A 21,918-nucleotide genomic window follows, 5' to 3' on the forward strand; every position below is an offset into this window, starting at 1 on the left:
CTCTTTTAAATTTTTTGGTTCAGTAACAATTCGCGGGTTCATCGACAACTGTAATGCTTGTCAAGACACGATTTTTTAAGGGATAAATTATATCCTCAAATCTTGGAATCTATTAAACTATAATGCTACATAGAAACTAGACAGCCAAAAAGAAGTTTCTTAGTTGTATGACGACCAGCAGAAGGAAGCTCCCACCTGAAGAAAAGGCATTTGCATGAACCTTGCCCCTTTCCCGTAATGCTTGTCATTAACAACTACTTTTCGTCCCTTATTGTATATGAAGGCAGCGATAAAGCGAATTAAAAAAACGCATCAAACTGTTAAAAATCATAATCAATGATTTTAATAGCGCAAACGGCTGCCGTTCCGGTAATCCGAAGGAGCGAAGCCCGTATACTTTTTAAAGCAGACGCTAAAATACTGTGGATTGCTGAACCCGACCCTATACGCGATCTCATAGGTTTTACAGTCTTCCCGACTCATCAAACTCAGTGCCGCTTTCATGCGGATTTCCAGCAAGAAATCGGAGAAGACCTTACCGCCAACTTTTTTGAAAATTGAACTCAAATGGCCTGTGCTTACATTCACATGGTCAGCCACTTCCTGAAGAGATAACTCTTCTCGGCTGTAATTGTCTTCAATAAACCGGTATGCCTTGCCGAGCAGCTGCTTTTGATGACTGTCGCGCCTTGAGTCGATTTCCTCGATTAGTTCGATTACAAACTCCCGTATAACAGCAAAAATTTCTTTGGACGTAGTCATCGTTTGTAAATTTGTACAGAAATGAGTGAACCCTCCGAACCGCTGCTTCATCTGCCATGTATGAATCCACTCCCAAAACTCGCGGTACAGCAACAGTGCGATCTCTGTTCCAAGAATATGTAATTCCTGGAGAGGCACGAACTTCCGATTGAGCACATCCTGCTCCAATCGGCTGATAATGGCCAGAACCTCCTCTCTCATCCCCAGCTTCACTTTCACTAGAAGCTCCTGCTCCCAGCCCTGCGGCCCCGCCGTCTCGACCACCGGCTGCAGATCGACATCCTTGGCAATCAGCACCTGATTCGTGCCGACAATATGACGGTATTCCAGCATCGTTTTAGCTTCGACATAGGAACGGCGAATGGAAATTGGGCGTTTGCAGACCTGCCCCACCCCTACAGTAACTGTCGTTTTCAAATAGGTTTCAACGTTGCCACGGAACTCCTCCATCAACCATTGAATTCGCTGTGAGATCACCTCCCGCTCATCCTGCGATCCAAAAACGAGAACAATTTCCTCGCCGTCATAATGAAAGACGTAGCATTGCTCCAAATGCGCCGTCATTTCTTGAATGATGTTGCCCACGCAATACCTTAGCATTTCCTGCCCGAACCGGTTGCGGACCTTGGGTGAAAAGTAATCGTCCAGCTTGATGACGCTAGTAACAAAGTGTTTGGCCTGTAGGTCAATTCCGAGAAACTGGGCTTCCTCCGCAAGCTCGATTTCCTGAAATCGTCCCGAGATCAAACGCTCCCAGAACAACTGACGTAATAGTGGCATGCTGTCATAAATTTGCTTTCGTACTTTACACTCCCGGTCATGCTCGGCAGCCGCGCGCTGCATCGTCTCAATCAGCGCCTCATTCTCAAAAGGCTTGAGTACATAGTCGAACACCTTGAGCTTCAACGCTTTCTGCGCGTACTCGAAATCCTCGTAGCTCGTCATCAAAATAATTTTCACATCAGGGTACTTCCCCATCAATTGTTCTGCCAGCTCGAGCCCGTCTATGTGGGGCATCCGAATATCGCTCAAAACAATATCCGGCTTCCGTTCCCCAGCCAGCAGGAGCGCCTCCCTGCCGGTTCCCGCGGTTCCAGCGAGGTTAAACCCATGGCTTGCCCAATCGATAGTTTTGCTCAATCCCCTTCGAATAATGACGTCATCGTCGGCAATAATCAGGTTGTGCATAGCAGTTCGCCTCCCATCAGCCATTTCTATTATCGTGAACTTTGCGGATTCTGATCGTCACAATGGTTCCACTGTCAGGTTCGCTGTCATACTGCAAGCCGTAATTCGACCCGAACATCATTTGAAGCCTTCGATGTACGTTGAGGATACCGAAGCCCACTTGAATCGGGTTTTTCCGGGACAAGCTCTCCCGGATTTCGGCCAATTTCCGCTCCTCTATTCCGGCTCCGTTGTCCTCGACATATAAATAAATGTCTTCGTCCGCACTATAACCGCTGATCCGGATCAGCCCCGGGTGATTCCCCTTCTTAATCCCGTGATAGATTGCGTTCTCGACAATGGGCTGCAAAGTCAGCTTAACAATGGAATCATTCAAAAGAGCCCGATCGACATCAATTTTATACTGGAATAACTCCCCGTATCGCATCTGTTGGATGAATAAATACGTGCGAACTTGCTCCAGTTCCTGCTCAATCGGGATGACCTCCTCTCCTTTGCTGAGCGAAATGCGGAAGAACGTGGATAAGGCGGAGATCATCCTGCTGGCGTCCTCCGACTCTCCCATATCGCATAGCTGTTTGATGGAAAATAACGTATTATACAGGAAATGCGGCTGGATTTGCGCCTGCAGCAGCGAGATTTCAACCTGTCTTTTGATCTCCTGCTCGACCTCGACCTGATGCAGGAGCATCTTGATCCTTTCGACCATCTCATGCAAGCCATGATTTAAAATGACCATTTCATACTGGGGCCAATGCCGTACGCTAACATTCAGATTACCTTCCCGGATGCGGTCAATCTGTCTGGTTAAATGTTTGATCGGCTTGGAAATATATCTGGCCAGCATATTCGAATAAATGAGCGCAAACAGGATGGCGGCCAGCATTACCACAAAACTTACATATTTAATGTAGTTCGCCTTGCTGAGCAGCTCCTCTTCTGGATAAACGGCGGCGATCTTCCAACGGTTCACACTTACCGTATCGTAAATAACGACCATGTTCGAGCCGTTGTCGTTGCGGATGTCCAGCCGACCTCTTACGTTCGGGGCATGAAGCAGCTTCTCCTGAAGCTCATCGTCATTTAGCTTATATTTATCCTCTACCGGTTTAAAACGCATAATGCCGTCGGGGCTTTGCAGAAACAGGTAGCCGTTATTGCTGATCTTGGGGGAATTTAATATTTTATAAAAAAAACTTTCTTTGATATTGACAATGAATACTCCCCGGGGCACGGCCCCCTTGATTCCAAGCCATGTGTGAAGACTGGCGACCTTGGGTATTTCAAAGGTAGGCGAAGGGAGGTCCCGTTCGTGAATATTTTTCCAAAATACGGTTTCGAAGGAATTCTCATTCCGTCGTTTTAAATAAGGCGCTGCGGAAAAGTTCAGAAGAGGGTAGAAACGATCCGTTCTTGTGAAGGAAACCTCCCCGTTGTTGTACCACAGAACGACCGAATCGACCATATCGTAATAATCGTTAGTGAATATCTGGTCTATCGCTTGATTTAATACAATATAATCCGACGGCCCAAGAATATAATCAGGTTCTTCGGAAGCATGCAACGTTTGAGTCAAATCTTTGTTGCTATTGTTGTTAGATAGGGCGACGACCGCTGTTAATAAAACGCCCAGACGGTCGTCTAAATAATTTTTCGTTTGGGAAACGGTATCGTAAATGTTGTCATAAGCATTGGACTTCAGCTGTTCCGAGGATAAAATGTAAGAAACAAGGCCGGTGGATACGACGAAAAAGATAAGGCCGGGAATGAGTCTCCATAGAATGGTAGATGTAATCGAGCGAGTCCCTTTCATACTTCCCCTCCAACCGACAGCGTGCCTATGAAATCGTTTACATTAATAAAACATTATCTACATTAATCTAACCATATATTATTTCTTCGTCATCTTATCGTAGTCCTGCTTTGACTTCTCAATAGATTTCGCCCAACCGTTCAGGAACTCCTCAGACGTCATGCTTCCGGAGAGTACCTTTTGAAAGTTAGGCTCCAGCTGCTGCGTGACCAAGCCCGCGTAATCCGGCAAATAAACCGGAACGTCTAGAACCTTGGTATTGCTGTCCGCTAAAATCTTGGAGCCTTCCTGGAGGTGCTTGGCGTTCTTCACATAGTCGCTGGTCATAGAATCCTGGTTAGTCGGCATTTGCCCGATGTTTTGATTCCAATACGTCTGCATCTCGCTGGATGCCAGGAAGCTTAGAAGCTTAAACGCTTCCTCGGGATGCTTCGTATTTTTAAAGATGCTGTATCCGTTAGGCTGGGTAATGACAACCTGCTTTCCGTCGGGAGATTTGGGGAGCAGCACGCCGGCCAGTTTATCCTCTCCGACCGCCTTCACGTTATCGTTATAGGAGCCGAAGTTATGCTGCATGATGGCGGTCGCACCGCTGCCGAACTCTGCGACCATTTCTTTATAGCCGTTCGTAATGTCGCTGGTCGGTGTATTCTTTTTATAAAGCGCTACATATTTTTTCAGAAATTCCACGTTTTTCGGATCGTTGACTGTCGACTTGCCGTTCTGATCGAAATAATTGGGAATTGCGGAGTACGAATACATCACTGTGGTAAGCTGATTTATGCTGCCCGTGCCCCCGCGCATGGAATAGCCGAACTGATTCTTTCCCGCATCCGTCAGCTTCTCGACATCTTTGAAGAAATCGTCCCATGTTCCAGGAGGATTCAGCCCCGCCTGCTTGACCATATCCGACCGGTACCAGAATAAATCCATGTAGAGTGTATTCGGCAGCATATACAGCTTCTTGTCCGGCACCAGCGTACGAATAAAGTTGATGACAGAAGGAATCATCTTGTCTTTGTCAGCCCATTTGTCGAAATAGGGATCAAGAGCGAGCAGAGCGCCTTTCGCCATAAAGTCCGATACATAGTTGTTGGCTACTGCTCCGACATCGGGTGTATCATTCGAAGCAATGGCAACGTCAAACTTTTGTTTAAACGATTGCTGAGGAACTCCGACATATTCGACATGGATATTCGGGTATTTCTCTTCAAACTTCTTGAACATTTCCTGATAGAACGGCGTCCGGTTTGGCCCTGCGTTATCATCCCAGAAGCTCAAAGTGACCTTAGCGTCTTTACTTCCTGCGGCAGGGCTTGTGGCTGGAGCGTTTCCAGAAGGCGTCCCTCCGCTCTTCTCTCCCTGATTTGCAGCGCCGCAGCCGGCAAGCGCCACAGAAACGCAAGATGTGACTGCAAGCATCTTCATCCATTTCATCTCAATTTTCCCACCTTTATTTATTATTGTATATTGATGAACCCTTTGGTAAGGAATACACCCGAAAAATCAACCTTTGACCGCGCCTGCCGCCATTCCCTGTACCATGTACTTCTGAACAAAAGCGAACAGAACGACCACAGGGAGCAGTGAAATGACACTGCCTGCCGCAAGTGCGCCGTATGCCATGTTGAACTCGCCCTGCATATAACGCAAACCGATAGGCAGCGTGAAGAACTGCGGCTTGTTAATGAGCATTAATCCGAACAAAAATTCGTTCCATGCCCCGATAAAAGTAAATACTGTAGTAGCGACAATTCCCGGGAGCAAAATCGGGAAGATCACCAAAAACACCGCCTTCAATCGGCTGCAGCCGTCCACCATAGCCGCTTCCTCCAGCTGCTCAGGAATATTCGTAATAAATCCGCTCATCAGAATGGCGTTGAAGGGAAGCTGAAACACGCTGTAGGTGATGATCAAGCTGAACGGGTTGCTCGTCATGCCGAGCGTTTTGAAAATAAGGAACAGCGGTATAAGCAGCATGGCACCTGGTATAAATTGCGTGCATAGCAGCATAAGAAGAAACGCGCGTTTGCCATAGAACTTGAATCGGCTTATCGCATAGCCCGCGAGCACGGAAAGAATAAGCACAATAACTACGGTAGATAGCGAAACGAACAGGCTGTTTTTAAAAAATTTCGAAAATCCTACTGCGTCCCATGAAATACCGTAATTCTCCAGCGTAAACGGTTGCGGCCAATATAAGATGGGTCGCTTGATGACATCGGCCTCCCGTTTGAAGGAAGTCACTATCGTCCAATAAAAGGGAAGCAGCGTAAACAGCATGGCTGCAAATAGCGGTACATACAGAGTAACCATGCGATCCAACCGTTTAAGCATCCTACTTCTCCTCCTTTCCGAATCCGCTAAGCTTTAAGTAACTTATGGCAAAAACCATCAGAATAAGAAAGCCCATCACGGTCAGTGCAGAACCGTATCCAAAATTTTGTGCCACAATGGCTTGATTGGCCACGTACATCGTCATTGTCATTGTATGATTGGCAGGTCCGCCGTTCGTCATCGTGAAGATGAGGTCCACATTATTGAATTCCCATACGGCCCGCAGCAGCGTTGATAAAATAATCGAGTTTTTCAGGAAGGGTAGCGTAATGTTGGTAAACGCTCTCCAGCGTCCCCCTCCGTCTACCGTACATGACTCGTACAGCTCATTCGGAATAGTCTGTAGTGCTGCGAGCATCGTAATGGTAAAGAATGGTATGCCCCTCCATAGCTCAGCCAGAACGATGGAGAAAAACACCCACGCGGTGTCTCCGAGCCAAGCGATTGGACTGTGAATCAGATTCATTCGCGCCAGGACGTCGTTAATCATTCCGTTGTGCTCACTATATAGGAAAGACCACATTGTAGCCGTAATAACCCCGGATATGGCCCAAGGGATAATCGCAGCCGTCCGGAAGAAGGCGCGAAGCCGGAACGATTGATTCAGCACCAGCGCAATCAGCAATCCGAAGATGAGTTGGAGTACGACTTCAACGGCCACCCATTTGGTGGAAATCCATAAGCTTTGGCCGAAAAGTGCGTCATCAGTGAAAATCTTTACAAAGTTGTCCAAGCCAGCGAAGCTATTATAATAAGGCTTGCTCGGATTGTAATTTTGTAAACTGAAATAAAATACGTTAAGCATCGGGTAAAACAAAAACGAAACGATCAGCAACACCGTGGGTGCAATAAACAGATAGGGCATCCAGTGAATCCTCGCCCTTCCTCGAACAGCCCGCTTAGGTATTTCGGATGCCGGAAAAGCTCTTGCCTTCATCATTTTGTACATTCACTCCTTTTCATGGCTTTATTGTATTAGATAATGTAATTCAGATGAATGTAAAAAACGCATCAAATTGTTAAAAAATATCATCAATAGACATAAACAACTTAGATGCATTATGGCTCAGATCATCACTTATGGACCCATTATTTCTTCATGACCCAGAGAACAGTAACATATGAAATTTTGCATAGCCAAGAAGTTTGGATGCGATAAAGACTTATATCCAGATTTATTCAAGTTTTACAGTTACGAACATTATCTTTCTCTTTTAAATAAATAGACCCAGTGATTGTTTGTTAATCACTGGGTCACGCAATGTTGTTCTCAACCCTTTAGCAGAGCAAATAAAGCTGCTTTTTAGCTGAACTATAGAATGAGGCGTCCATTGATTTGGACCTTTTTTTCCTTTCTACTCTAACCTCCTAGGGGCAATCACACAAGGCGGATTATCCGGCAAAATCCCAACCAAAACGGGTTTCGGAACCGTACCATAAATCGGGCTGTGTCCGAACTCAACCTCCTAATCCGAGCAATTGGCTATTAATAGCTAGCTGTTATATACCCCATCTTCATTGAAATCCGATCCGTCGCCTCAATCAGAATGGAAGCCAGCTCACTTTCCCTATGCGGAAGGTTAATCTCGGATAATGGACCTGAGAGACTGACGCCTCCTATAACCTTCCCGCTACGGCCCTTTACAGGTGCAGCTATACAAGCTCTTCCGAGGGCCAGCTCCTCATTCTCAGTAGCGTAACCTCTCTTGCGAACCAGCTCCAGCTGTTGCTCTAATTGTTCTTGAAGGACTATTGTTTTGTCCGTATACCCTTCCATTCCTGCTTCATCTAGCAGCGCCGTCACCTTCTCACTATCCTGATAAGCGAGCAGCACCTTGCCGATTCCCGTGCAGTGCAGCGGATTTTTGCGGCCAATCAGCGTATACATTCGTGGAGATTTATGACTGTCGACATGAGCCAAATAAAACATATGGCATCCGTTCAAAATAGCCAGATTAGCACCCAGGCCAAGTCTTTTTTCCAGGTCATGCAGCTCGGGCAATGCTTGTTTGCGGATTTCATAGTGGTTAAGCGCAATGCCTCCGAGCGATATGATCGCCGTTCCCAAGCGGTAAAAGCCGGTTATCTCATCCTTCTCCACATACCCCAGTGTAACCATTGTAGTAAGCAATCTCGATACGTTGCTCTGGGTTAAATTCAGCTTCTTGGCAAAATCAATTCCTCTTAGCTCTGGCTGCTCATCGGAGAAGCATGATAATATCGCCAACGCCCTCGTCACGCTTTGCGTCAGCATAGTTGCCGTTTGCCCCTGCTCTTTTTCTTCCTCTTTTTTCAATACGTCCACCCTCTCGTGTCTAAACAACAGCTTTTCTATGTGTGTCCATTGTATTATCAATAAAAGCCGTATTCAATATAATGAATTAAATATTAATATTGAAATATATATTCTCATATTATACAATCTACTTGCATATTATGAAATTTATATTCAAATTTAATCAGAAAAGTGGTGAGTCAATGAATATTAAAAGCGTCGAGGTGTTTCCGTTAAAGGTTAAGAACGGTCCCGTCTACTTAGGAAGCAGCTCCGCAGCAATGTCTATTGAAAGCGATTACTATATTCGTCCCGAGTATCGCTCCGTCTACTCCCGCAATCTGGAAACACTGCTCGTGAAGATCACTACGGAAAGCGGAGTTTACGGCTGGGGTGAAGCACTCGCTCCCGTAGGTCCCGAAATTACCGGTGCCATTATCGAACGGCTGTTTACTTCGCTACTAATCGGAAGGGATGCAAGGGATATCGACGTCATTTGGAGCTGCTTGTATGATTCTATGCGGGAACGCGGCTACTTCACAGGCTTTATGGTAGATGCTATTACCGCAGTCGATGTCGCGTTGTGGGATATATTAGGCAAGTCTGTTGGGCTTCCGGTCTATCAGCTGTTGGGCGGTGCATACCGTCGGAAAATTCCTGCCTATGTATCCGGTATTCCCAAAACTACAAGAGAAGACCGCATCGAGCTGGCGCTGGAATGGAAAGCGAAGGGCTTCACTGCGATCAAGCTGCATCTCGGATTCGGGGTGCATGAGGATGCCGAGATCGCCGCTTATATGCGTGAAGCGCTAGGTCCCCGCTTCCGCCTTATGGTCGACGCTCATTGGCAGTACTCGGTATCCGAAGCGATCCAGCTCGGCCGCAAGCTGGAAAAGCTCGATATCGACTTTCTGGAAGCGCCTACTGCACCGGAGGATATTGAAGGCACTGCGGAAGTTTCGCGTGCGCTTGATATGGCTGTTGCCATAGGTGAAGCCAAACGCACCCGCTACCAGTTTAAAGATCGCCTGCTGAAACGGGCAGCGGATATTTATCAGCCGGATATCGGACGTACCGGCATTACCGAAGCGAAGAAGATCGCCAATATGGCGGAAGCCTTCAACATCCCTATTGCCCCCCATCTTAGTGTCGGTCAAGGCATCTGCATTGCCGCAACGCTGCATCTTAGCGCTGCCATTCCTAACCTGTATATATTGGAATATCAACCAACTGTCATGAGTATAGCCAACTCGCTCCTGATCCATCCCATTGTCTGTGAGCAGGGGCATTATATGCTCCCAGAAGGCCCGGGTCTCGGAGTGGACATTGATGAAAAACAATTAAGAGCACTTATATAATTCTGCTGATGGAGGAGATTTTATAATGACCAAGCAAGTGACCTTAGAGGGTGTTTATCCAATCTTAGCTACACCGTTTACAGAGCAAGGGGACGTGGATGAAAACAGTCTGCGCGAGCTTGTCCGCTTCCAGCTTCACGCCAAGGTGGATGGAATCGCCTTATTTGGGATGGCTAGTGAAATGTATACCCTTTTGGACGATGAAAAGGCGAGAATCGCTGAGATCGTAGTCGATGAAGTGAAAGGGCAGGTGCCACTCGTGTTCGGCAGCGGCCATACAGGGCTGGAAGCCGCGGTTCAGCTAAGCAAACGCGCGGAGAAGTCAGGGGCGGATGCGCTTATGGTGCTCCCGCCCTATATGGCTAAGCCGGATGGCAAGCGGCTGTACGATTATTTTGCCGCGGTGGCCAAGGCCGTCACCATCCCGATCATGATTCAGGACGCTCCTCTCGCGAGCGGTGTCAATATGCCGGCGGCTATGCTCGCACGGCTGTCCAAGGAATTCGAAAACATCGCCTACGTTAAGGTAGAAGCTCCGCCGACAACCTTCAAAGTAACTGAAGTACTGGAGCAATCGGAGGGTCGTTTAACCGTATTCGGCGGAATGAACGCTATGTACTTTTATGAGGAGCTGGGTCGCGGAGCTGTAGGAACGATGCCGGCTTGCGAATTTCCTGAGGTGTGCGTGAGCATCTACCAAGCCTTCAAAGCCGGCGATTTGGATACGGCACGCAGAACCTTTTATCAATACCTTCCTTTCCTGAGAATAGGTACGCTTCCGGGCTCTGCCATGGCTGTACACAAGGAAATATTGAAGGCGGGCGGCGTTATAGAATCGGCTTATGTCCGTAATCCGAACGCACCTATCGACGAACGGACCCGTCATGAAGCGTTGGATACACTCAAGGACCTTGACCTGCTGGCGCTGCGTTGGAATGAGCTTAAAGCTGCAAGATAGAACAAATGCAGGCAGCCTCTGGCAGTCCAGCTAAACAACCTATACTTTCCTTCTCCTAACCTCTGCGGAAGCATTTATTATGCTGCTGCAGAGGTTCTTTACAAATAAAAAAAAATCTAGATTTCCGTGTATTTATTATGTTATAGTAATGCCTAATATACAGGAGATGATCAGATGAATGCTAAGGTTTCATTTCAAAATGTAAGCCGGCGAAAGCTTGTTGATGAAGTCGTGCTGCAATTGCAAAAGAAAATATCGAGCGGCGACATCCCTCCGGGTCAAAAAATACCAACGGAGCCGGAGCTAATGGAGCAATTCGGAGTCGGACGTTCAACTGTACGTGAAGCGGTTCGGGTATTGGTGCACGCAGGTCTGCTAGAGAAGAAGCAGGGCTTCGGCACTTATTTGAGTACCAATCTGACTATTCAAGAGCCCTTGGATCACCGTCTGCGCCGCGCCGAAATTTTGGAGGTGTATGAGGTCAGACGTATGCTGGAGCTGGAAATCGCCAAGCTGGCCGCCGAGCGCCGGGACGACGACGATCTTGCCCAAATGCGACAGTTTTTGGATCAGCGTGCTCAAGCGCTAAAGATCGGCCCCAATAATGATTATTTGAATGCGGACATTTCATTCCATATTGCCGTGGCTGCTGCCAGTAAAAATTCGATTGTTATTGATCTTTATCGAACCTTCTCTACTGTGCTCCGCGAAGCGCTCGATAAACTCGTTCAGGTAAGCACGGTGCACGACTCCCACGATCTGTACCATGAAAATTTGTATGATGCCATTAAAAAGAAGGATGCAGCAGCAGCGGTTCATTGGACCCTTCAAAATTTGGAGGAGACTGTAAGCAGCATGAAAAAATCTTTAAACGCTGCCGATGATAACTGACCCTAACAATTATCTGTAATCGAATGTCATTCCCAAGGCTTTGAGCTGTTTAAGCAACGGTCTACGCAGACGATCAGCTTCTTTAGAATAGAGGTATCTTTATCTGTGGCCTAGCATAATTTCAAACGTCAGATGATAGGATGTTCCAAAAAGTTTTTACACAAATTTATATATACATTTTATGAGGTGATCCCATGAGTATTTCAGCAAGCAGCGGTAACAGTACCAGCATCAGCAGTCCGCAAACGACCGTTTTTTCCATCATCTTTGCAATCAGTCTGGTTCATCTATTGAATGACTCGATCCAGTCTATAGTTCCTGCGATGTTCCCGATTTTACATGATGCCTTGAAGCTTTCGTATGCGCAGATCGGTTGGATTGCTTTTACCCTTAATATTACGGCCTCCTTCCTGCAGCCATTGATCGGATTATATACCGACGCCCGGCCCAAGCCTTACATTCTCCCGATCGGAGTTGGCTTTTCGCTGGTTGGAGTTGTACTCCTTGCTTTTGCCTCATCGTTTCCACAGATTCTTATAGCGGTAGTGTTATTAGGAATAGGCTCGTCCGTTCTTCATCCGGAGGCATCGCGAGTTGCGTATTTAGCAGCTGGCCCTAGAAGAGGCTTGGCTCAATCGATTTTTCAGGTGGGTGGGAATATCGGGCAGGCGCTCGCGCCTATATTTACAGCTCTTATCTTCGTACCGTTAGGTCAGTTTGGAATCATTTGGTTTACTGTTGCAGCAGGAGTCGCTATTGTGGTTCAAATCTATGTAGCCAAGTGGTACAAAAATCATTTGTCACAGCGCACGAAAGCCACACAAACGGCAAGACGCTCCACATCCCAGCTGTCAAAAGCTACTTTGCTGCTCGCGTTATTCGTTCTCATTATGCTCTTATTTTCCAAATTCTTTTATTTGTCGGCTATGACCGGTTTTTACTCCTTCTTTTTAATCCAGAATTTTAACATGCCTGTCGACCGTGCCCAACTCATTATTTTCGCTTTGCTTGCCGCAGGTGTTGTAGGAACCTTTTTTGGAGGCCCTCTTGCCGATAGGTTCGGAAGAAGAAATATGATCTGGTTCTCAATACTCGGCGCTGCGCCGTTCTCCATGCTGCTGCCTTTTGCTAACCTGTTCTGGTCGGTTGTTTTGTGCGTGTTGATTGGTCTCATTATTTTATCCAGCTCTTCAGTAATTGTCGTGTACGCTCAGGAGCTGCTCCCAGGTAAGGTTGGGACGGTTTCGGGATTATTTTTTGGCTTATCCTTTGGTCTTGGCGGTGTTGGCTCGGCCGCGATGGGCACGCTTGCGGATGCCACGAGCATCACGTTCGTTATTCAGCTGTGCGCCTTTTTACCGCTGCTTGGTCTGCTGGCTGCATTCCTTCCCTCAGATTCCAAGCTGAAGCTAGCACCCATACCAGCTCAAGGCGCAGAAACTTCTGCTCGTTAAAATTCGCTATAATTCAGGAGGCGGAGCATCGTGGAAAAAGTAATTGAAATGAACAATGTATCATGGAAAAGAGAGCATAAAACTCTGCTTCACCAAGTCAATTGGCATGTCAATAAAGGGGAGCATTGGGCTATTCTTGGTCTGAACGGATCGGGAAAAACCACCCTGCTTAATATGATCAACGGCTACATCTGGCCTACCAACGGTGAGGTCAGTGTGCTGGGGCATCTGTTCGGCACCTTCGATTTGCGGGAGCTGCGCAAGTCCATCGGCTGGGTCAGCACCTCCCTTCAGGAGAAGCTGTACGGCAGTGACCGGACGCAAACGGTGGTGCTTAGCGGCAAATTCGCGACCATTGGCCTCTATGATGTGGCAACCTCTGAGGACCACGAACGTGCGCTGCAATTGATGAATCAGCTGGGCTGCAGCCACTTGGTTGACCGCACCTATCAAACCTGCTCGCAGGGAGAAAAGCAAAAGCTGCTCATCGCTCGCGCACTTATGGCTTCGCCGCAGCTGCTCATTTTGGATGAGCCCTGCAATGGCCTTGATTTTCTTTCCAAGGAGATGCTCCTTGCCAGTATTGATGAATTAGCTGCGCAGCCTGATGCACCGAATATTTTATATGTAACGCATCATACAGAGGAAATATTGCCGATTTTCTCCCATACACTGCTCATTAGGCGTGGCGAAGCGTTCAGAAGCGGAAAGACGGAGGATATTCTGGAGAGCTCCTGCTTGTCGGATTTCTTTGAGACGCAGGTTGATGTGCAGTGGCGTAACGAGAGGGCATGGTTGTCTGTGCACTAGTTAGTAGGTATTATTTTGGATAAACAACGACCCGCCAGCAAGTTATAGTGGCGGGTTGTTCTATTGTCGAGATACGGTTTGCTATCGATGTATCTTTGTTAGTAGGTCTTGTACTATAGGGATAACAGGCGGGCTGATATTGTCTGGAATTGCTTCCAAATCAAAACGATTTAAAAAATTATATTATTAAAAATAATAACAGAATGCTTTCATAGCCAATTGGTCAGCTCTAACCTAAAATACTTTTAATATGGTCAATAGCTTGCTCCGCGAAAGAATCAAGCTGATCCGTATGCTCCTGCCGCTGCTGTGCAACTGCATAAGGGTTGGATGCCGGCGGCATGAATTCCATAGTAAGCGCCCCCGAGTAGCCGATTTCACGTAAGGTTGCAAGGATTGCTTGGAAATCCATACTGCCTACGCCTGGTGCTTCCCTGGTATTCTCTGCAAGATGAACGTGGACTAATTCAGGGGCGATAGCGCGAAGCGTCCTACAAATATCCCGTTCCTCTAGGTTCATATGGAACACATCAGCCATAAGCTTGACGTTGGATGACCCCGTTTGCTTGATAAGCTCCAAGCCAGCCTCCAATCGGTTTACCAAATGGGTCTCATAACGGTTCAAAGCCTCTAATGCAAGCCATATCCCCTTACTCTCGGCGTATAGGCCGCACTCCTTGAGACTCCGTACTGCCGCCTCCCATGCTTCCCCTGCCTCTCCATCCGGAGACAATAATCCAACTGGGGATGGAACGACAATTACACAGCTTGCCCCCACCCGAACTGCTAAATCCACACAATCCCGTACATATTGGACCGCTTGATTACGTACTTCTTCCCGCATCGAGGACAAATTTCTTTCTGCGGTGTAAATCCCGCATATCGAGGTGCACTCAAGTCCATAATCCTGTAACAATCCCGGGACATTAGGATCGGAGAAAAGCTCAGGATCACCTGTCAGCTCGATGCCGTCGTAACCGTATTTTTTTAACCTTTCCAAAGTACGGCTCAGAGCTTCCTTGCCAAAAATCCATTGTGTTGCGCTTATTTTATACATAAAATCTTCCTTTCGTCAGTCAGGATACGCTAGATTGTTTTCAGTATTATTTGGGAATGGAATCGCTTGCAGAATCTGCAAAATCTATTGAAGCATCCGTTGGTCTAATCGAGGCCGAAGAAGGGAAAACTAATCTACGCCCACTATATCCCAAAGTTGAATAAGGAGCAATAGCCCCAGGGGCTGTCCCCTAGCTTTAATGTTATAATAGCAATAATCTATTGCTTACCTGACAATCCGAGAATCAGAGCTATTTTCAACAAATCACGAAATTAACCGGAGGAACTATGACTATACGACCCGCACAACTATCGGATGCTTCAGCAACCGTACGATTATTGTTTGACGCTATTAAGGACATCGGTTATCAGTTAACCGGAGGGGTGACCGAACAAGAGGTAATAGAGCGGTTGACGAGCTTTTATGAGCAAAAGGGAAACCGGTTCAGCTATACTAACTATCTTATAAAAGAAATGAACGGACAGGCTGCCGGCATGATCCTGTGTTATCACGGCTCGCAAGCCGAAACGATTGACAAGCCCATAATAGAGCAGCTGCGCCGCATCAAGAACGAGCCGAACCTAACTATCGATAAGGAAGCGGACGAGGATGAATATTACATTGATGCTCTTGCCGTATCGCCGGAATGGGGAGGCCGCGGATTCGGTACAGAGCTTATCACAGCAGCAGAACAGCATGCTCGCCAGCTAGGTTATACGAAAATCGCCCTTAACGTGGAGCAATACAACGAACGAGCTGTTTCTTTGTACAAAAAGCTGGGCTATGCTACCGATAAAGAAACGCAGATTAACAAGAAAACCTACTATCATATGATAAAAAGTGTTTGAAGCTATCTATGAACAATGAAGTCACATGGCTCCAGCATATATTCAAAAAAAGAAGCTGCCCGAGGTCAAATGACTAAAGGGCAGCTTCTTTCTTTGCTGTTTCTATCTTGCTTCTTAATTGCTATTTTACATACTGCCTTACTTGCTGTCATCCATACCGTCTTGCTTCCTGTCTTAATCTTACATACTATCTTACAAATCGTCTTACATACCGTCCTACTTACTATCCTACTTACTATCCTACTTACTATCCTACTTGCAGTCTTACATTTCAAGTCTCAACTGCACCATTTGAGTAGTCCTTATTTAAACGAGCTACTGCTTATGCGTTGATGATGTATTGGTTAACGATAGATCTGATTAGCTCAATTCGACCGGATTTGGATTCAATGGATTTGTTTTGCAGCGCATAGGCTTCCAAAGTGTGGAAGTTAGCTTTACCTGCAACGATATCCGCACCAATACCTGTTTTGAATGAAGCATAACGGTCATCAAGAATATTTTCGAAAACGCGATCCTCAATCAGCTTAGCTGCTACTTGCAGCCCTCTCGCGAATGAATCCATCCCTGCAATATGGGAGTGAATCAGATCGACAGGCTCAAAGGATGAGCGACGTACTTTGGCGTCAAAGTTGACACCCCCGCGGCCGATTCCGCCCTCGTTCAACAAGATTTCGTACATAGCAAGTGTTGTCGAATACAGGTCCGTCGGGAATTCATCTGTGTCCCATCCCAACAGTACATCGCCTTGGTTAGCATCAATGGAACCAAGCACTCCGTTAATACGAGAAACACGCAGCTCATGCTCAAACGTATGACCGGCTAATGTCGCATGGTTAGCTTCGATATTAAGCTTGAAGTACGGCAGCAAATCGTATTTTTGCAAGAATGAAAAAGCAGTTGCCGCATCGAAATCATACTGGTGCTTGGAAGGCTCCTTCGGCTTCGGTTCGATCAGGAATTGAGCATCAAAACCGATTTCTTTGGCATAATCTACAGCCATGTGCAGGAATCTCGCCAAATTATCGAGCTCTAGACCAAGATCTGTGTTCAGCAAGGATTCGTAGCCTTCGCGGCCGCCCCAGAACACATAGTTCTCAGAACCAAGACGTTTGCCGTGCTCCAACGCTTTCTTCACTTGAGCCGCAGCATAAGCGTATACGTCTGCATTGCTTGTAGTTGCCGCGCCATGAACAAAACGAGGATTGGTGAACATGTTTGCCGTATTCCACAGCAGTTTTTTACCAGTTGCTTTCATTTGCTGCTCAATTAGTCCAACAATTACATCCAAGTTCTCGTTTGTTTCTTGCAATGTGTTGCCTTCCGGAGCAATGTCACGGTCATGGAAGCAGAAATAATCGACGTCAAGAATATTTAACAGCTCGAAGCAAGCGTCTACTCTCGCCTTCGCCAGATCCATACCGCTGTATTGATCCCAGCTGCGTACATATGTACCTGCACCAAACGGATCGGAACCATTAGCCGAGAAGGAGTGCCAGTAAGCTACGCCAAAGCGCAGATGCTCACGCATCGTTTTGCCAAGAATGACTTGATCAGGATTGTAAAATTTAAACGCCAACGGATTGCTCGATTGCTTGCCTTCGTACTGAATTTTCGATTGCTGATTAAAATAACTCATATTAGTCCCTCCAATAAGAAGTAGTGGATTTTTCATAATCTTACGTTTGTATTCTTATCATATCACCGAATATAAAGTTTGTAAATTGATTAAACTAACTTAGTTTGATGAACATTATTTGTTTTCGTGCTACAATCGAGGAGTCTGATAGATGAACGGATTCACTATCCAACTGACTTTTACCAACTAAACTGGAAAATCAAGAAAATCCCTACGCAGCTAATTATTTGGAGGACATAATGAAACAAACAGGCGATTTGAATCTCGTAAAAAAAATAAATAAATCAATAGTGCTCGAACATATAAAAGATAATGCCCCTGTGTCGAGGGCCAAAATAGCCGAATTAACCGGACTAACCAAAGCCACCGTGTCGACGCTGGTTAACGAGCTGATCGAGAGCCAGATGGTATACGAAATCGGGACCGGGGCATCTAGCGGAGGCCGCAAACCGATGATGCTTTTATTTAATCAAGCGGCTGGCTATGCGGTAGGCGTCGATCTTGGAGTCGGCCAGATATCGGCTGTGCTCACCGATTTGAAAGGCGAGATCATCGAGGAATACAAAACAGCTCACGCAAACGAATCCATCGATTCAGTTATAGGCACGCTGATTTCATGCATCCACGAAACGATTCGACGCGCTCCGGATAGCCCGTACGGTGTTGTAGGCATCGGAATCGGCATTCCGGGCATTAGCGATGACCAGGGCAATGTGTTATTCGCCCCGAATCTGGGCTGGCAAGATGTCCCGCTCCAGCAGCGGATTGAGCAGGAATTCGCAATTCCAGTGGTCATTGACAATGAAGCTAATGCGGGGGCTGTCGGAGAAAAGCAATTCGGGTCTGGAAAAAATGTTTCTCACCTGATCTATGTAAGTATCAGCAGTGGGATCGGAACGGGTGTTATCATCAAGGAGGAGCTGTACCGAGGAGTTTCCGGCTTCTCCGGAGAGATGGGACATCTATCGATCGAATTAAATGGACGAGCATGCCGTTGCGGTAATGTCGGCTGCTGGGAGTTGTATGCATCAGAGCAAGCACTGATAGATGATGCTCGAAAGCAATTGAATGATCCATCCATTAATTTGGAAGCATTAGCACAACGTGCTGGTAATGGGGATCAAAAGGCTATAGAGCGCTTTGAGCAAACAGGACGATATTTGGGGATTGGATTGGTTAATGTAATTAATTGCTTTAATCCGGAGCTGATCATTATTGGCGGCAGTATCGTTACCGCCAAGGAGTGGCTGCTCCCTCCGATTCTGAGCATAATGAAAAAGCGCTCCCTACCGTTCCCGCGAGCCCAGCTAAGCATTGCATTCTCTGAGCTGGAGGGCCGTTCGACCCTACTCGGAGCGGCTTCATTCGCTATTTCCCGTTTCTTCGCATCTACAAAGGTTATTCTTGAATAATAGTGAAGAGAAGCTTGCCTCCCGTCACGGTGGTTCTTTATCGGGTTCCACAAAACGCCAACTTGTTTAATCCCAGCTGCTTTATCCATGGTTCGAAAAGATAGCGGAAATCATACTTCCGCTATTTTCAAAATAAGCCTATATACGGTTAAATAGAGGAAGCATTCATTCCGTTATCTTACCATTTTTGGTGTGCGAAGCCCCTATTTCCCTAAATAACGGAATTGCAGCTTCCGCTATCTTCTCGGTTTTAACCCAGTGGACTAAATAGAGGAACTTTGAGTTCCGCTAGATAAAGCAAGATACATATACTTGCTGCTCAACGCAAATAGCCGTGAATATGATTCACGGCTACAATTGCATTTCGGGGGTTTACTCCCCCCTGTAGTTTAACTTATCTCCCGATAATACTCTAATGATGCTAATATACCCCTATTATTCCGTTGAACTTCCCGCACCTGTACCTACCTACTCCTGAGCTCGCATTCGCCTCGTACATGCACTTTGCCATGTGTACCAGCACTTGCACTCTCTCTTACCTCACAATAGCACCTACGCTCCAACACCTACTCCTGAACCTGCACATACTCCTCGTCCTGATCTTCGTCTTCTTCTTCCTTAAGAGAACGCTTCTGCAACCACAAGAAGCTAGCCATCAGAATGAATGCGATCAGAGCAAGAAAAGGTATCGTAATAAATCCGAGCCAATTGATGTAATCCTCATTGCACGGCACCCCTACTGTGCATGGCAGCAGCTTGGCCAAGGCGGGAATTTTTTGCTCCGCATAGTGGTAGAGCGATATGCATCCTCCAATAATGCTCAGCGGAAACAAATATGACGCCATCCTGCGATCATTCTTGAAGCACGCCATACCCAGCAATATAGCCTGCGGATACATGCATATGCGCTGAAGCCAGCAAAGCTTGCATGGCTCATAGCCCAAAATTTCACTAAAATACAAGCTTCCCAGCGTAGCTACAAGCGACACTACCCAGGCCAGGTAAAGAGCATATTGCTTAGCGGCTTGAATAATCCTCATCCTGGCTATTCACCCTTTACTGCTTTATCAATCGCTGCTTTAATCGCATTATAATCCATAGAATTATCGAACTTTTTGCCATTAATAAACAGGGTCGGTGTACTGTTCACTTGATTTTTACGGGCAAACGCATTGTGTGCGTCGACCTCATTTTGGTACTTTTTCGATGTAATATCCAGCATGAGCTTGTCATAATCAATCGGCAGATTTTCTTTCTTCGCCAAGTCTACCAGAAATTGAGGAGTCGCCCACTGAACCTTCTCATCACCTTGGTTTTTATACAGAGCATCGTAAAACTTCCAGTAAGCATCATTATTTTGATGAAAAACAGACTGGCCAGCAAGCGCCGCTGTATTCGAATCAGGTCCGATAATGGTAAAATTCATAAAATGAAATGAGGCTAAGCCCTTATCCACATAGTCTTTCTTAATCTGTGGCTCGAACTGCTGGCTGAAATATTGGCAGGATGGACATTTGTAATCCCCTAGCTCCACAATTTTTACAGGAGCATTTGCTTGCCCCAGGCTCGGCATGGTGTCATAAGCGATCTCGACCGGTGCTGCTTTCGGTTGAAAGATAATAACAGCTGCAATAATCGCAACGATAAAAATACCCGTAATCCAAATAAGCCTTCTTGTCGTTCTTTGCTGCTTCTGCGCTTCCAGCTTGCGTTGTTCTTTATAGCTTGCCTTATTGGTATTGTTTTTTTTCAACGGATTCTCTTCCTTTACTATGTGTATAGTTTAATATTCTACTTACTAACGCATGAGGATCATAAACATAACGCTCAACAGAGCAACCACCTGAATCGAAATCATAAGAGGTGCCATTGGCCATTTTAGCTCAAGCTTTCTTTCAGGCTCCAGAATTTGCTGAATTCGATAGTTAATCGAAGCATCTGTGATGGAAACATGCGATACCGGCATCCGCGCGGGAATGCCTCCCCTCAACAGCTTCAGCAAGGCGCTTCCGAGCTCTGCCGAGGTTCCCATACGATGTATGGCGTACTGATCTGCCAGCACTTCCCTCACAATGTTGTAGTTACGCTGAAACCATTTTAAAATCGGAATATACCACAATGCCTTGGCAAAAAGAGACAGCATGAATGTTTTCAAAGGATCTGAGGATCTGGCATGAAACGATTCGTGGTAAAGGACAGCCCTTAGCTCATTCTTGCTTAACAGCTTCAGCAGGCCCGTTGAAAGAACAATACGCCGTTTAAAAAAGCCTGTTGCCAACGCGATAGGCGTCGAGCTGTTTATGACCGAAATCTCCTCTTTGCCTGTTCCGTACTTTCGATTCATTTCGCGGGAGAGCAGCTGGTTGCGGCATGCGGTGATCTTACTTGCAAACCTAATGGACAGATAAGCTTGTCGGATGATCGTAAAAACAAATAAGAAAAAGGTTTGATACACGATGGCTTGAAGCGCATAACCGGCAAAATTCAGCCCATATGCCTGCAGTAGAGTATGGCAAAGCTCAATGATGTTGTAACCCATCCTCCAGTCCATAATAACATGAACCATATACAAGCTCATTTGCAGTAACAGCACACACGAAAACAACGAACATGTGATAAAAATCAACCTCGACCGGTTCTCCCACATAGATTAGGTTTCCTTCTTGAGTTCCTTGATTTTTTGCTCCAGCTTATCCATGAGCATAGGATCGGCCACTTCCAGCGCGTCCAACATATGATTCACCACTAGAGAGCCAAATTCCTCCATAAGCTCATGCGTCAGTTCTTTGGATTGTGCCTCCAGAAATTCAGGCTTGGACAGAACCGGACGGTATAAAAAAGACCTGCCCGCTGCGCGTTTTTGCAAAACACGCTTCTCCACCAGCCTGTTCATAACAGTCATAACAGTGTTAAAGTTGACGACTTTCTCCTCTTCAAGCTTATGCTGTACGTCTTTAATGACCATTTCCTCGCCGTCCCAGAGGATGTCCATTATCTTCGCTTCCAGGGTTCCGAAAAAACGGTTTAATCCACTCTCGTTGTACTTAAAATTATGTATTTTCATTCGGCCACACCTCACACTACAAATTGTAGTGATGACAACTTTAAAAGTCAAG

General features: G+C 46.4%; 19 protein-coding genes. 7 read left to right on the plus strand and 12 right to left on the minus strand.

The window, feature by feature from the left end:
* Positions 1 to 342: 342 nt before the first annotated feature.
* The 6 genes from ACFQ0C_RS04250 to ACFQ0C_RS04275 form a co-directional block, all read right to left on the minus strand.
* The gene (locus tag ACFQ0C_RS04250) at positions 343 to 1,950 is read right to left on the minus strand and encodes a response regulator (RefSeq protein WP_379364285.1); all 1,608 of its coding nucleotides are present in this window, start codon (positions 1,948 to 1,950) and stop codon (positions 343 to 345) included.
* Between the two features lie 16 nt (positions 1,951 to 1,966).
* Positions 1,967 to 3,763, minus strand: coding sequence for a cache domain-containing sensor histidine kinase (locus tag ACFQ0C_RS04255; RefSeq protein WP_379364287.1), 1,797 nt, complete (start codon positions 3,761 to 3,763; stop codon positions 1,967 to 1,969).
* Between the two features lie 78 nt (positions 3,764 to 3,841).
* The gene (locus ACFQ0C_RS04260) at positions 3,842 to 5,200 is read right to left on the minus strand and encodes an ABC transporter substrate-binding protein (protein WP_379364289.1); all 1,359 of its coding nucleotides are present in this window, start codon (positions 5,198 to 5,200) and stop codon (positions 3,842 to 3,844) included.
* Positions 5,201 to 5,269: 69 nt separating this feature from the next.
* Positions 5,270 to 6,100 (minus strand): carbohydrate ABC transporter permease, encoded by an 831-nt coding sequence (locus ACFQ0C_RS04265; RefSeq protein WP_379364291.1) that lies wholly within the window; start codon positions 6,098 to 6,100, stop codon positions 5,270 to 5,272.
* 1 nt (position 6,101) lies between these two features.
* The gene (locus ACFQ0C_RS04270) at positions 6,102 to 7,040 is read right to left on the minus strand and encodes a carbohydrate ABC transporter permease (RefSeq protein WP_379364293.1); all 939 of its coding nucleotides are present in this window, start codon (positions 7,038 to 7,040) and stop codon (positions 6,102 to 6,104) included.
* A gap of 546 nt (positions 7,041 to 7,586) precedes the next feature.
* Positions 7,587 to 8,396 (minus strand): IclR family transcriptional regulator, encoded by an 810-nt coding sequence (locus ACFQ0C_RS04275; RefSeq protein ID WP_379364295.1) that lies wholly within the window; start codon positions 8,394 to 8,396, stop codon positions 7,587 to 7,589.
* A gap of 182 nt (positions 8,397 to 8,578) precedes the next feature.
* Between ACFQ0C_RS04275 and ACFQ0C_RS04280 the strand changes: the two genes are divergently transcribed.
* From ACFQ0C_RS04280 to ACFQ0C_RS04300, 5 genes are all read left to right on the plus strand, one after another.
* Complete coding sequence (locus tag ACFQ0C_RS04280) at positions 8,579 to 9,733, plus strand: mandelate racemase/muconate lactonizing enzyme family protein (protein ID WP_379364297.1); 1,155 nt, start codon at positions 8,579 to 8,581, stop codon at positions 9,731 to 9,733.
* Positions 9,734 to 9,758: 25 nt separating this feature from the next.
* Positions 9,759 to 10,691, plus strand: coding sequence for a dihydrodipicolinate synthase family protein (locus ACFQ0C_RS04285; protein WP_379364299.1), 933 nt, complete (start codon positions 9,759 to 9,761; stop codon positions 10,689 to 10,691).
* A 174-nt stretch (positions 10,692 to 10,865) separates the two neighbouring features.
* A complete protein-coding gene (locus tag ACFQ0C_RS04290) occupies positions 10,866 to 11,582 on the plus strand; it encodes a FadR/GntR family transcriptional regulator (protein ID WP_379364301.1) in 717 nt (238 codons plus the stop codon).
* A 194-nt stretch (positions 11,583 to 11,776) separates the two neighbouring features.
* Positions 11,777 to 13,036: an MFS transporter gene (locus ACFQ0C_RS04295; RefSeq protein ID WP_379364303.1), complete on the plus strand. Its 1,260-nt coding sequence runs from the start codon at positions 11,777 to 11,779 to the stop codon at positions 13,034 to 13,036.
* Between the two features lie 30 nt (positions 13,037 to 13,066).
* Positions 13,067 to 13,846, plus strand: coding sequence for an ABC transporter ATP-binding protein (locus tag ACFQ0C_RS04300; RefSeq protein WP_379364305.1), 780 nt, complete (start codon positions 13,067 to 13,069; stop codon positions 13,844 to 13,846).
* 229 nt (positions 13,847 to 14,075) lie between these two features.
* On the opposite strand, the gene ACFQ0C_RS04305 is transcribed toward ACFQ0C_RS04300, so the two are convergent.
* Positions 14,076 to 14,903, minus strand: a complete 828-nt coding sequence (locus ACFQ0C_RS04305; protein WP_379364307.1) for a TIM barrel protein — start codon at positions 14,901 to 14,903, stop codon at positions 14,076 to 14,078.
* 287 nt (positions 14,904 to 15,190) lie between these two features.
* Here ACFQ0C_RS04305 and ACFQ0C_RS04310 point away from each other — a divergent pair, with 287 nt between their 5' ends.
* On the plus strand, positions 15,191 to 15,751 hold the full coding sequence (locus tag ACFQ0C_RS04310) for a GNAT family N-acetyltransferase (protein WP_379364309.1): 561 nt from the start codon (positions 15,191 to 15,193) through the stop codon (positions 15,749 to 15,751).
* A gap of 322 nt (positions 15,752 to 16,073) precedes the next feature.
* Here ACFQ0C_RS04310 and xylA read toward each other — a convergent pair whose 3' ends face one another.
* Positions 16,074 to 17,390: a xylose isomerase gene (gene xylA, locus ACFQ0C_RS04315; protein WP_379364311.1), complete on the minus strand. Its 1,317-nt coding sequence runs from the start codon at positions 17,388 to 17,390 to the stop codon at positions 16,074 to 16,076.
* A gap of 239 nt (positions 17,391 to 17,629) precedes the next feature.
* On the opposite strand from xylA, the gene ACFQ0C_RS04320 reads away from it, so the two are divergent.
* Complete coding sequence (locus ACFQ0C_RS04320) at positions 17,630 to 18,802, plus strand: ROK family protein (RefSeq protein WP_379364313.1); 1,173 nt, start codon at positions 17,630 to 17,632, stop codon at positions 18,800 to 18,802.
* A gap of 566 nt (positions 18,803 to 19,368) precedes the next feature.
* Here the strand turns inward: ACFQ0C_RS04320 and ACFQ0C_RS04325 are convergent.
* The 4 genes from ACFQ0C_RS04325 to ACFQ0C_RS04340 form a co-directional block, all read right to left on the minus strand.
* Positions 19,369 to 19,842 carry a disulfide oxidoreductase gene (locus ACFQ0C_RS04325; RefSeq protein ID WP_379364315.1) on the minus strand — a complete coding sequence of 158 codons (474 nt, stop codon included), beginning with the start codon at positions 19,840 to 19,842 and terminating at the stop codon, positions 19,369 to 19,371.
* 5 nt (positions 19,843 to 19,847) lie between these two features.
* The gene (locus ACFQ0C_RS04330; RefSeq protein ID WP_258214225.1) at positions 19,848 to 20,555 is read right to left on the minus strand and encodes a DsbA family protein; all 708 of its coding nucleotides are present in this window, start codon (positions 20,553 to 20,555) and stop codon (positions 19,848 to 19,850) included.
* Between the two features lie 45 nt (positions 20,556 to 20,600).
* Positions 20,601 to 21,368, minus strand: coding sequence for a M56 family metallopeptidase (locus ACFQ0C_RS04335; RefSeq protein ID WP_379364318.1), 768 nt, complete (start codon positions 21,366 to 21,368; stop codon positions 20,601 to 20,603).
* 84 nt (positions 21,369 to 21,452) lie between these two features.
* The gene (locus tag ACFQ0C_RS04340; protein WP_258214223.1) at positions 21,453 to 21,866 is read right to left on the minus strand and encodes a BlaI/MecI/CopY family transcriptional regulator; all 414 of its coding nucleotides are present in this window, start codon (positions 21,864 to 21,866) and stop codon (positions 21,453 to 21,455) included.
* Between the last annotated feature and the right edge of the window lie 52 nt (positions 21,867 to 21,918).

The organism is Paenibacillus sp. GCM10027630 (genome assembly GCF_042676305.1).
Lineage (GTDB): Bacteria > Bacillota > Bacilli > Paenibacillales > NBRC-103111 > Paenibacillus_S.

Excerpts from the sequence above, each read along its gene's own strand:
- ACFQ0C_RS04305 (WP_379364307.1), bottom strand. The coding sequence starts at position 14,903 with ATGTATAAAATAAGCGCAACACAATGGATTTTTGGCAAGGAAGCTCTG.
- ACFQ0C_RS04265 (WP_379364291.1), bottom strand. The coding sequence starts at position 6,100 with ATGCTTAAACGGTTGGATCGCATGGTTACTCTGTATGTACCGCTATTT.
- ACFQ0C_RS04295 (WP_379364303.1), top strand. The coding sequence starts at position 11,777 with ATGAGTATTTCAGCAAGCAGCGGTAACAGTACCAGCATCAGCAGTCCG.
- ACFQ0C_RS04310 (WP_379364309.1), top strand. The coding sequence starts at position 15,191 with ATGACTATACGACCCGCACAACTATCGGATGCTTCAGCAACCGTACGA.
- ACFQ0C_RS04270 (WP_379364293.1), bottom strand. The coding sequence starts at position 7,040 with ATGATGAAGGCAAGAGCTTTTCCGGCATCCGAAATACCTAAGCGGGCT.
- ACFQ0C_RS04250 (WP_379364285.1), bottom strand. The coding sequence starts at position 1,950 with ATGCACAACCTGATTATTGCCGACGATGACGTCATTATTCGAAGGGGA.
- ACFQ0C_RS04280 (WP_379364297.1), top strand. The coding sequence starts at position 8,579 with ATGAATATTAAAAGCGTCGAGGTGTTTCCGTTAAAGGTTAAGAACGGT.
- xylA (WP_379364311.1), bottom strand. The coding sequence starts at position 17,390 with ATGAGTTATTTTAATCAGCAATCGAAAATTCAGTACGAAGGCAAGCAA.
- ACFQ0C_RS04335 (WP_379364318.1), bottom strand. The coding sequence starts at position 21,368 with ATGGTTCATGTTATTATGGACTGGAGGATGGGTTACAACATCATTGAG.
- ACFQ0C_RS04340 (WP_258214223.1), bottom strand. The coding sequence starts at position 21,866 with ATGAAAATACATAATTTTAAGTACAACGAGAGTGGATTAAACCGTTTT.
- ACFQ0C_RS04285 (WP_379364299.1), top strand. The coding sequence starts at position 9,759 with ATGACCAAGCAAGTGACCTTAGAGGGTGTTTATCCAATCTTAGCTACA.
- ACFQ0C_RS04290 (WP_379364301.1), top strand. The coding sequence starts at position 10,866 with ATGAATGCTAAGGTTTCATTTCAAAATGTAAGCCGGCGAAAGCTTGTT.
- ACFQ0C_RS04325 (WP_379364315.1), bottom strand. The coding sequence starts at position 19,842 with ATGAGGATTATTCAAGCCGCTAAGCAATATGCTCTTTACCTGGCCTGG.
- ACFQ0C_RS04260 (WP_379364289.1), bottom strand. The coding sequence starts at position 5,200 with ATGAAATGGATGAAGATGCTTGCAGTCACATCTTGCGTTTCTGTGGCG.
- ACFQ0C_RS04255 (WP_379364287.1), bottom strand. The coding sequence starts at position 3,763 with ATGAAAGGGACTCGCTCGATTACATCTACCATTCTATGGAGACTCATT.
- ACFQ0C_RS04320 (WP_379364313.1), top strand. The coding sequence starts at position 17,630 with ATGAAACAAACAGGCGATTTGAATCTCGTAAAAAAAATAAATAAATCA.